The 10,472-nt window shown below is 70.8% G+C and carries 8 protein-coding genes; 3 read left to right on the forward strand and 5 right to left on the reverse strand.

Annotated features, from left to right (window positions below; genetic code table 11):
* Positions 1–129: 129 nt before the first annotated feature.
* The 4 genes from proB to rplU form a co-directional block, all read right to left on the reverse strand.
* Positions 130–1,251, reverse strand: coding sequence for a glutamate 5-kinase (gene proB / locus BLW84_RS45345; RefSeq protein ID WP_093278865.1), 1,122 nt, complete (start codon positions 1,249–1,251; stop codon positions 130–132).
* Positions 1,248–2,738, reverse strand: a complete 1,491-nt coding sequence (gene obgE / locus BLW84_RS45350; protein WP_093278878.1) for a GTPase ObgE — start codon at positions 2,736–2,738, stop codon at positions 1,248–1,250. Before obgE ends, proB begins: the two co-directional genes overlap by 4 nt.
* A gap of 202 nt (positions 2,739–2,940) precedes the next feature.
* Complete coding sequence (gene rpmA, locus BLW84_RS45355) at positions 2,941–3,198, reverse strand: 50S ribosomal protein L27 (protein ID WP_093278867.1); 258 nt, start codon at positions 3,196–3,198, stop codon at positions 2,941–2,943.
* Positions 3,199–3,212: 14 nt separating this feature from the next.
* Positions 3,213–3,521 carry a 50S ribosomal protein L21 gene (rplU, locus tag BLW84_RS45360; RefSeq protein WP_093278869.1) on the reverse strand — a complete coding sequence of 103 codons (309 nt, stop codon included), beginning with the start codon at positions 3,519–3,521 and terminating at the stop codon, positions 3,213–3,215.
* Positions 3,522–3,938: 417 nt separating this feature from the next.
* Here rplU and BLW84_RS45365 point away from each other — a divergent pair, with 417 nt between their 5' ends.
* The 3 genes from BLW84_RS45365 (at position 3,939) to BLW84_RS45375 (ending at position 10,102) form a co-directional block, all read left to right on the forward strand.
* Positions 3,939–5,639 (forward strand): hypothetical protein, encoded by a 1,701-nt coding sequence (locus BLW84_RS45365; RefSeq protein WP_177227074.1) that lies wholly within the window; start codon positions 3,939–3,941, stop codon positions 5,637–5,639.
* Complete coding sequence (locus tag BLW84_RS45370; RefSeq protein WP_093278873.1) at positions 5,636–6,613, forward strand: glycosyltransferase family 2 protein; 978 nt, start codon at positions 5,636–5,638, stop codon at positions 6,611–6,613. The genes BLW84_RS45365 and BLW84_RS45370 overlap by 4 nt, the downstream gene beginning before the upstream one ends.
* Before the next feature lie 219 nt (positions 6,614–6,832).
* Positions 6,833–10,102 carry an arabinosyltransferase domain-containing protein gene (locus BLW84_RS45375; RefSeq protein WP_483880109.1) on the forward strand — a complete coding sequence of 1,090 codons (3,270 nt, stop codon included), beginning with the start codon at positions 6,833–6,835 and terminating at the stop codon, positions 10,100–10,102.
* A 71-nt stretch (positions 10,103–10,173) separates the two neighbouring features.
* On the opposite strand, the gene BLW84_RS45380 is transcribed toward BLW84_RS45375, so the two are convergent.
* Positions 10,174–10,472 (reverse strand): IS3 family transposase (locus BLW84_RS45380; protein WP_245761839.1); only part of this gene is annotated, 299 nt, incomplete at its 5' end.

Raw genomic sequence — 10,472 nt, forward strand, 5'->3', positions numbered from 1 at the left:
CTGCTCCACGCTCAACGAACTTCGCCCAGCCATACAACCGCTCCCCGGAGATCGGAACTGAATTCCTCAGTCCAACCTCCGGGGACCAGTTCACCACGGCCGGTGCCCTTCGCTCAAGGAAAATCGTCTTCAGCGGAGCGGGACGAGGTCGTCGGCGTGGACCACCTCGCGGCGCTGTTCCGCCGGCAGCTCGTGCGTCGACCGGCCGATCAGGTCCGGCAGTTCCGCCGCGTCGTAGGCGACCACGCCGCGGCCCACGACCTTGCCCGCCGGGTTGACCAGCTCGACCACGTCGCCGCCGTCGAACGCGCCCTCCACCGCCGTGATGCCCGCCGCCAGCAGGGAACGGCGGCGCTTGACGACCGCCGCCACCGCACCGTCGTCCAGCCACAGCCGGCCATTGGCCCCGGCCGCGTGCGCCAGCCAGAAGCGGCGCGCCGAGAGCCTGCTGCCGGTCGCCGCGAAGGCGGTGCCGACATCGGCCGGACCTAGCGCGCGCTCGGCCAGCGCGGCGGAGGTCAGCAGCACCGGAATCCCCGAGGAGCAGGCGACCCTCGCCGCCTCCACCTTCGACGCCATGCCACCGGTACCCAGCCCGGACGCGCCGGTGCGGCCCGCGTGCACGCCCGCCATGTCCGCGTCGCCGTTGACCTCCCGGATCACCGAAGCTCCGCCGCAGCGCGGATCGCCGTCGTACAGGGCGTCCACATCGGACAGCAGGATTAGCGCGTCGGCGCCCACCAGGTGCGACACCAGCGCGGCAAGCCGATCGTTGTCGCCGAAGCGGATCTCGTGCGTCGCGACCGTGTCGTTCTCGTTGACCACCGGTACCGCACCGAGGCCGAGCAGCCGGTCCAAAGTGCGCTGTGCATTGCGGTAATGACCGCGGCGCACCACGTCGTCCGCGGTGAGCAGCACCTGCCCGACCGTCAGGTCGTAGCGCGAGAAGGACTCCGCGTAAGCGTGCGCCAAGGCCTGCTGGCCGACGCTCGCCGCGGCCTGCTGGGTGGCGAGGTCCTTCGGCCTGCGGCTCAGTCCCAGCGGCGCGATGCCCGCCGCGATCGCTCCCGACGACACCAGCACCACCTGGCCGCCGGCGGCGACCCGCCGGGCCACGGTGTCGACCAGCGTCGCCAGCCGCTCGGCGGCCAGGCCGCCCTTCGTGGTGGTCAGCGATGACGACCCGACCTTCACCACGACGCGCTGCGCCGCGGCGACCGCCTTCCTGGTCGCCGAGAGCTGATCGCTCACCGGCCGTCCTCCTCCTCGACGTACCGGCCGAACTCGTCCAGCGCGCTGCGGCGCGCCTTCTTCGCCGCCTTGCGGTCGGACGCCGAGACCCGGTCGTCGTGGTCGATGCGCAGGTCGGTGCCCCGTCGGCCGAGCACGCCCGCCACCCCGGCCGGCGTGGACGGCTCCCAGTCGAAGGTCATGTTGCCGATGGTCACCTGGCTGCCGGGCTTCGCGCCCCGCTTGGCCAGGGCCTCCTCGACGCCGAGCTTCGCCAGCCGGTCGGCGAGGAAGCCGATCGCCTCGGTGTTGCCGAAGTCGGTCTGCCGCACCCAACGCTCCGGCTTCTCGCCGCGCACCACGAACGCGTCCTCGAACTGCGGATCGGGGTCGACGGTGAAGTTGCCGGCGTCGACGGCCACGGGCCGGACCACCACTCGCGCCGGCTCCGGCGGCGGCAGCTGCGCGCGGTAGCGCTCGACCTCGGCGGCCATCGCGAAGCTCAGCTCGCGCAGCCCTTCGCGGGACGCGGTGGACACCTCGAACACCGGCCAGCCGCGCTCCTCGAGGTCCGCCTTGACCAGCTCGGCCAGTTCGCGGGCCTCCGGCACGTCCATCTTGTTGAGCACGACCATCCGCGGGCGGGACTCCAGGTCCTGGCCGCCCTGCTCCGCCTTCAGCGCCGGGGTGTACTGCGCCAGCTCGTTCTCCAGTGCGTCCACATCGGACAGCGGATCGCGGCCGGGTTCGAGCGTGGCGCAGTCCACCACGTGCACCAGGACCGCGCAGCGCTCGATGTGGCGCAGGAAGTCCAGGCCCAGGCCGCGGCCCTCGCTGGCGCCCGGGATCAGCCCCGGCACGTCCGCCACGGTGAACACGATCTCGCCCGCGGTGACCACGCCGAGGTTGGGCACCAGCGTGGTGAACGGGTAGTCGGCGATCTTCGGCCGCGCCGCGGAAAGCACCGAGATCAGCGACGACTTGCCCGCCGACGGGAATCCGACGAGGCCGACGTCGGCGACCGACTTCAGCTCCAGCACCAGTTCGAACTGCTCCCCCGCCTCGCCGAGGAGCGCGAAGCCGGGCGCCTTGCGCGCCTTGGACGCCAGCGCGGCGTTGCCCAGCCCGCCGCGGCCGCCCGCGGCGGCGACGAAGGTGGTGCCGATGCCGACGAGGTCCGCCAGCACCTCGCCGTCCTCGGTCAGCACCACGGTGCCATCCGGGACCGACAGGACCAGGTCGCCGCCCTGGGCGCCGTTGCGCATGCTGCCCTGGCCCGGCTTGCCGTTGGCCGCGCGGGCGTTCGGGCGGTAGTGGAAGTCGAGCAGGGTGTGCACGTTGGGATCCACGACGAGCTGGACGTCGCCGCCCTTACCGCCGTTGCCGCCGTCCGGCCCGCCCAGCGGCTTGAACTTCTCCCGGTGCACCGAGGCGCAGCCATGTCCGCCGTCGCCTGCCGCGACGTGGATGGTCACGCGGTCAACGAACCGCGACACGAATGCCTCCAGGAAACTCCGGCCGAGCCCGGCCCGGCGTAAAACTGTCTGGGCGCCTCGCGCGTGAACGCGCACGCCACCCACCTCGATGGTGCCGCGCGAGGCGCGTTGCTGCCGGGAGGCGTGACCACCCGCACAACGAAAACGACGAGGGGCGGGCCGGACTAGCCGGACCCGCCCCTCGTCGGGAAGTACTTCGCAGCCGAGAGCCGGATCAGGCCTCGGCCGCCACCACGCTGACGGCCTTGCGGCCGCGGTAACGTCCGAACTCGACGGTACCGGCGGACAGCGCGAACAGGGTGTCGTCCTTGCCCCGCCCAACGTTCAGGCCGGGGTGGAACTTGGTGCCCCGCTGCCGGATCAGGATCTCGCCGGCCTTGACGACCTGGCCGCCGTAGCGCTTCACCCCGAGATACTGGGGGTTAGAGTCGCGGCCGTTCCGAGAGCTGGATGCGCCCTTCTTGTGTGCCATGACTACTCAGGTCCTCACTTCGTGATGCCGGTGACCTCAACGCGGGTCAGCTTCTGCCGGTGACCCTGACGCTTGTGGTAGCCGGTCTTGTTCTTGAACTTGTGGATGCGGATCTTGGGGCCCTTGGTCTGCTCGACCAGCTTGCCGGTCACCGACACCTTGGCCAGCGCGTCGGCGTCGGTCGTGACATCGGAGCCATCGACGACCAGAAGCGCCGGGAAACTGACCTCGGAGCCCAGCTCGCCCTCGAGCTTCTCGACCTCGACGACGTCCCCGACAGCCACCTTGTACTGCTTGCCGCCGGTCTTGACGATCGCGTACATGAGTCGGAAGTCTCCTGCTGCTCGGTTTCGCTACTTCACCAGGTCTGCGGCGGACGTCCACCTCGACCACGCGGGACGAGGATTCCTACCACGCCGCCGGTGCAGCGCCTCGGTGGGTTCCTGTCTCGGCAGCCGAGCCGCACGGGCGATCGCATTCGAAACAGGCGTTTTATCTCTCCGCCCGTCCGGCGGCGAGAAGTTCTCACCCATCATACAGACCGCTTTCCGGCCCCCGATCGACCGGGGGCGCACCGCGGGAGAACCCGGCCGCGTGGGCCGGTGACGAGCGAGCCGCGACAGCGTACGACCGCCGGAACCGCGTGGTCAAATCCAGCCATGGTCGACGCAAGATCTGCCAGGCTCTGACCTGCGCTTGCTACGGTGAGGCGCTGTTGATTCAGACTGGGGAACAAAAGCGTGACTGACATCGCATCGGAGACCGAGCCGGGCGAGCGCGCCACCCCCGAAGCCCCCATTCCAGGCCCGGTGCGGCGGTTCGGCCCCGTGCTGCTCGGCCTGTCGGCGATCGTGCCGCCGCTGATGATGCTTCGGGAAGTGCTGCGCTACCCGCAGATGCACTTCTACGACTACTGGTGGGTCCTGCTCGACCTCACCAACGACGACGGCACGTTGCGCCCGGAGGCGCTGTTCGGGTTCCGCAACGAACACCCGTTCGTGCTGCCCAGCCTGCTGTTCTGGCTCAGCGCCCGGTTCGGGCACGGCCTCAACCAGCCGCTCGGGCTGGTGATCATCGCGTTCGGGGTCGCCAGCGTCCTGCTGGTGTGGGCGATGCTGCCGAAGTCGCTGAACCCGTGGCAGCGGGCCGGGCTGGTGGCGGCCGCCTCGACGCTGGTGTTCAACCCGCACGGCATCCACAACTACGTGCGCTCGATGAGCGGGGCGTCCTGGATCCTCGCGCTGATGCTGGTGCTCGCCGCGCTGCTGGCGATGCAGCGCGAGCACCGGGTGCTCGCGATCGTGTTCGGGCTGCTGGCGTCGATCAGCTACGGCACGTCGTTCGCGGTGTGGCCGGCGCTGGCGCTGGTGGCGTGGCTGCGCGGGGACCGCCGCCGCTGGGCCGCGACGCCGCTGCTGGTCGGTTTCCTCGTGGTGGCGTCGTGGCTGGTGCTGCGCGGCCCGCAGGGCGGCGGTGGCGCTTCGCCGACCGACGATCCGGCGCAGGCGCTGCTCGCCGGGCTGAGCATGCTCGGCATGGTGTGGACCGGCACCGAGCCGTCGATCGCGCTGATCGCGGGCGTGGCCGGCCTGGCGGTGCTCGTGCTGCACGTCCGGCAGACCCGCGAGGAGTTCCGCAGCGCGGCTCCGTGGTGGGGACTGGCGGTCTACGCGGCCGGTTGCGCGGTGATGATCTCCGGCTCGCGGGCCGCGTTCGGCGAGGCCGCCGGGCTGCAGAGCCGGTACAACAGCATGACCGCCGCGCTGTGGATCGCGGTGCTGGTGATCGTGGTCGCCTGGCCCCGCTGGCCGAAGGTCCGCACCGTCGCCGTGGCGGGCACGGTGCTGGCCACCGTCGCACTCGGCGCGCCCATGGCGCAGAGCGTGCGCTCCGATGCGCCGAACCAGAGCCTGCTCGCCATCGCCGCGCGCATCGGCCACCCCGACGCGTTCGAGGACCGGTTCCCCGAGCCGGAGCGCCTGCTGCCGCGGCTGCAGGCGCTCGGGCACTACCCGTTCTCCGGCGAGTTCACGCTCGGTTGCCCCGACGGACTGGAGATCGGCGACCGGGTCAGCACCGCGGACTGGCGGACGCCCAGCGACGGCGCGCTGCGCGAGCCGCGCCCGGACGGCCGCGACGTGGTGCTCAACGTGGAGACCGACCAGATCCAGGGCGGGGCCCGGATGCTCAAGGGCTGGGCGATCTCCGGGATCGAGCGGGCCGACTGCGTGGCCATGCTCGACCAGACCGGCACGGTCATCGGCGGCGGCGTGGTCGACATCCCGCGCTCGGACGCCGAAGCCCAGACGCCCGGCATCGAGATCGGCCTGGGCTTCGAGGCGGTCGCTCCGGCTCAGCCCGGCCTGGTGCGCGTCGCCTTCCACTTCCCCGACGGCTGGTGGATCCGGCCCCTCACGGAAAGTCCACAGGTCAAGTCATGACGGAAGCCGCACCGGAGGTCGAGGTCTCGCTGCTGGCCCCGGCCAAGAACGAACGGGAGAACCTGCCCCGGCTGTTCGCCGAGATCCGCGACGCGATGCAGCAGCAGCCCCGGAGCTGGGAGCTGCTGATCGTCGACGACGGCAGCACCGACGACAGCTGGCAGGTGATCGCCGAGCAGGCCCGGCAGGATCCCCGGTTCCGCGGCATCCGGTTGCGGCGCAACTTCGGCAAGGCCGCGGCGCTGGCCGCGGGCGTCGCCGAGGTCCGCGGGCGGTTGCTGGTGACGCTGGATGCCGACCTGCAGGACGACCCCGCCGAGATCCCGCGCCTGCTCGCCGAGCTCGACAACGGGGCCGACCTGGTCAGCGGCCACAAGGCGCAGCGGCAGGACCCGCTGGGCAAGCGGCTGCCGTCGAAGGTGTTCAACTGGGTCACCGGGTTGATCACCGGCCTGAAGCTCGCGGACCACAACTGCGGGCTGAAGGCCGCGCGCACCGAGGTCTACCGGCGCGTGCCGCTGTACGGGGAGCTGCACCGCTACATCCCGGCGCTGGCGCACCAGCTGGGCTACCGGGTGCGCGAGCTCGCCGTGCACCACCGGCCGCGGGTGCACGGCAAGTCCAACTACGGGCTCGAGCGGTACATCCGCGGCGCGCTGGACCTGCTCACTGTCGTCGCGCTCACCCGCTACGGGCGGCGCCCGGCGCACCTCTTCGGCGGGCTGGGGCTGCTGGCCGGAACGATCGGCACGCTGATCCTGCTCTACCTGACCGGGGTGTGGGTGTTCACCGAGCAGTCGATCGGCACCCGCCCGCTGCTGACGCTGGGCATCCTGCTGGAGATATTCGCGGTGCAGATGATCTCCGTGGGCCTGCTCGCGGAGCTGGTGCTGCACCGGACCGGGCGGGACCGGGACGTGGACGTGCTGGTGGCCGATCAGACGACGGCCGAAAGCCCGGCGCAGTCCGCCTGATCGTGTTCGGGTCGCTTTGCGGACTCGTTTCCCGAACTGTTTCGCGCGTCAGGGCCGCCAGCAGAGGCGGACTAAGCGGCAGCGTCGCTTCAATAACGAATGCCTCTCACCGCCGCGGCAAAACCGGCGCTATTGCGATCCGGCGCACCCACCCGCCACGAGCAGGCAGAACGCGCGGCGCCGCGGGCAAGCAAATGCGGTCTGGCGGACACGCGAGGGGTGCGCACAAGTGCGGGCGATCAGCGCCCGTATGGTCTCCACGTGCACCCAGGGTCGGCGAAAAAACTTCGGCTGTACGCCTCGCTGCTCGGGCTCGTCGGCACTGTGCTGGCGTTGCTCGTGCCCTTTCTACCTGTCAATCACGATGTGGTGACATTACGGTGGCCAACCGCTGAAGGCACCAGGTCGGTGTCCGCTCCGCTGGTCGCCTACTCGCCGCTGTGGCTCGACGCGAAGGTGCCGTGCGCCGCCGCGCGCAGCCTGGACGCGCGCACCGCGGGGCCGGCGATCCTGCTGAACACCAATCCGCCGTCCTCGGACTACGGCAGGCTGACCGGGCTGACGCTGCAGGTCGACGAGGGCCAGGCCGCGCTGTTCTCCAAGGGACGGCAGATCAGCACGGTGCAGCTGCCCGCCGGTGCCTGCTCGATCGACGTGCACGCGGACGCCGACGGCACCACCGCGAGCGTCGACGGGCAGGCGTGGGCGCGCGTCCTCGGCGACCAGCGCCCGCAGCTGACCGGTATCTACTCGTCGCTGGACAACGCCGTGGACGACGTGCGCGGGCTGTCCTTCGAGGCGCGCGTCGACAACCGGTTCAGCAGCTACGCGACGCCGCTCAAGCTCGTGGTGATCGCACTCGCCGTGGCCGCGTTCATCGGTTCGGTGCTCTGCCTGCGGAAGCTGGACACGCGCGCCGGTCGGCGCGCGCCGCGGCTGGCCCCGCTGCGCTGGTGGAAGCCGACGTTGCGCGACGTCTCGGTGTTCGGCGCGCTGGGCGTCTGGTGGCTGATCGGCGCGATGACGTCCGACGACGGTTACGTGCTGAGCATGGTGCGGTCGGCGCAGAGCGCCGGGTACGTCAGCAACTACTACCGCTGGTTCGCCAACCCCGAGTCGCCGTTCGGCTGGTTCTACGAGTTCTATGCGCTGTGGGTGCAGATCTCGACGGCGACGCCGTGGGTGCGGCTGCCCGCGCTGCTGATGGGCATCGTCAGCTGGTTGCTGATCAGCCGCGAGGTGCTGCCGCGGCTCGGGCAGCAGGTGCGGCGGAGCAACGCCGCCGGCTGGGCCGCCGCCGCGGTGTTCCTGGCGTTCTGGCTGCCGTACAACAACGGGCTCCGGGCCGAGCCGGTCGTGGTGCTGTTCTCGCTGCTGGCGCTGTGCGCCGTCGAGCGGGCCGTGTCGACCGGCCGGCTGATGCCCGCCGCGCTGGGCCTGGTCGGTGCCGCCCTGTCGGTGGGCGTCAACCCGCACGGCCTCGTCGCGGTGCTGCCCTACATCGCCGCGATCAAGCCGCTGTACCGGTTGGTGCGCAAGCGGGCCCAGGAGTTCGGCTGGCTGCCGGTGCTGGCGCCGATCTCCGCTTCCGGGTTCGTGATCCTGACGCTGGTGTTCTACGACCAGACCTGGCAGTCGGTCATGGACGCGATGGAGCTCAAGACCACCTTCGGCCCGAACGGCCGCTGGTACGAGGAGCTCAACCGCTACAGCCTGCTGTTCAGCCAGAGCCCGGACGGCTCGCTGACCCGCCGGTTCCCGGTGCTGCTGGTGATCCTCTGCCTGGCCACCTGCGCCGTGGTGCTGCTGCGGCGCGGCCGCATCCGCGGTGCCGGGCTCGGCCCGAGCCGACGGCTGCTCGCGGTCACGGCGATGTGCTTCGTGGTGCTCGCCCTGACGCCCACCAAGCACACCCACCACTTCGGCATCTTCGCCGCCTTCGGCGGTGCTCTGGCGGCGCTGACCGCGCTGGCCACCAGCACCACCGTGCTGCGCTCCCGCCGCAACCGGGCCGCCTTCGTCGCCGGTCTAATGGTGATCCTGGCGTTCGCCTCCACCGGGCCTAACGCCTGGTGGTACGTCTCGGGCTGGGGGGTTCCGTGGTTCGACAAGCCGCCGTCGATCAACGGGCACAACTTCAGCACGCTGTTCCTGGTGTTCGCCGCGATAGCGGGCGTGATCGCGCTGATCGAGCACCTGCGCATCGACGAGAACAACCCGAAGATCGTCGACGAGCGCTGGGACAGCCCGGAGAAGCGCAGCCGCGCCCTGCGGTTGGGCACCGCCCCGTTGTCCCTGGTGTGCGCGCTGATGGTGTTCGGCGAGCTCGCGGCGTTCGGCAAGGCCATCCAGGAGCGCGGCGACAGCTACAGCCTGTCCACGGACAACGTCAAGCAGCTCACCGGCAACAGCTGCGGGTTGTCGGACTACATCGGGGTGGAGACCGATCCGCAGGCCAGCGTCCTGCCGGTGGCGGCCGACCAGCCATCGGTGGTCGCGCCGACCCGGGATCCGGCGGTGCCGGTGCCGCCGCGCCGCCTGGCCGGGAGGGAAACCGCCGAGCAGTACCTGCAGCCCAAGCAGGTGGGCTTCACCCGGCCCGGCGTGCCCGAGAGCGACGGCGTCGACCCGGATGCGCCGAACTGGAAGCCGCCGCACCAGTTCGGCGGCGACAACGCGCCGGCGTGGGGCAGCTTCGACGAAGCTGGCACCAACACCGGCGAGCTGCGCACGCCCTGGTACGACATCCCGGATTCGGCCCGCAACGGCGAGGTGCCGGTGGCGGTGAGCCTGGCGGGTGCGGAGACCGGCGCGAACTTCGTGGTCCTCGAGTTCGGCAAGGAGACCGATCGGGGCTTCGAGATCACCGGCCGCTACACCGCGGAGCAGGGCCCGCCGCCCGGGTGGCGGGATCACCGCTACATGCTCGGCGCCGAGGCCGAGGGCGCGACGAAGATGCGGCTGATCGCCGTCGACCAGGCGCTGGGCCGGGAGGGCTGGATCGCGGTGACCGCGCCGCGAGTGCCGAAGCTGACGAACATGACCGACGTCATCGGCAACAGCGCGACGTTCGTCGAGTGGCCTGCCGCGCTGGTGCACCCGTGCCTGCGGATTTCGGGTCTGTACAACGGGATCGCGGAGATGCCGCAGTTCCGGGTGTCGGCCGGCGAGGAGGTCCGGGACGTCGGCGAGGGCTGGTCGTCGCCGGATGCCGGCGGGCCGTTCGGCTGGCTGACGATCGCGTCCAGCGTCCGCGAGCTGCCGACCTACCTGCGCAACGATCCGCAGCAGGACTGGGGTTCGCTGTACGTGGTGCACCCGTACGACGCGGATGCGCTGCCCGCGCAGGCGGCGATCGAGGTGCATTCGGAGACCCACTGGGGCACCTGGTCGCCGGGCCCGCTGACGCAGGCCCTGGATCTGCCGGGCGACATGCCCAGCTCCGACGACCGCACGGACATCCCGACGTTCGACGACAAGCAGGACTGATCCGGGCATGAGGGCCCCGCCGACCGAACGGTTGAACTGGTCCCCGGGAGTTGGACTCGTTAAGTAAGAGTCTAGGCAGCGAGGGTCTGGGCCCGGTATTGCACCGGGCTCAGGCCCTCGCAGTGTGTGTGGCCCCGGTCGGTGTTGAACCACGTGATGTAGTCATCCAGCGCGGTCGTGAACGCCTCAACGCTGAGATAGCGGGTGTGGTGGAACATCTCTTCCTTGAGGTGGCCGAAGAAGCTCTCGATGACGGCGTTGTCGTGGCAGTTGCCTGTGCGGGACATCGACTGGGTCGCGCCCACTCCGGCCAGCAGGTGCCGCCAGGAACGATGCTGATACTGAAATCCCTGGTCGGAGTGCACCAACG

The sequence above is a fragment of the Saccharopolyspora shandongensis genome (assembly GCF_900106995.1).
In the GTDB taxonomy this organism is placed as follows: Bacteria; Actinomycetota; Actinomycetes; order Mycobacteriales; family Pseudonocardiaceae; genus Saccharopolyspora; species Saccharopolyspora shandongensis.

Coding starts and splice junctions, on each gene's coding strand:
- rpmA (WP_093278867.1), bottom strand. CDS start 3,198: ATGGCACACAAGAAGGGCGCATCCAGCTCTCGGAACGGCCGCGACTCT.
- rplU (WP_093278869.1), bottom strand. CDS start 3,521: ATGTACGCGATCGTCAAGACCGGCGGCAAGCAGTACAAGGTGGCTGTC.
- BLW84_RS45370 (WP_093278873.1), top strand. CDS start 5,636: ATGACGGAAGCCGCACCGGAGGTCGAGGTCTCGCTGCTGGCCCCGGCC.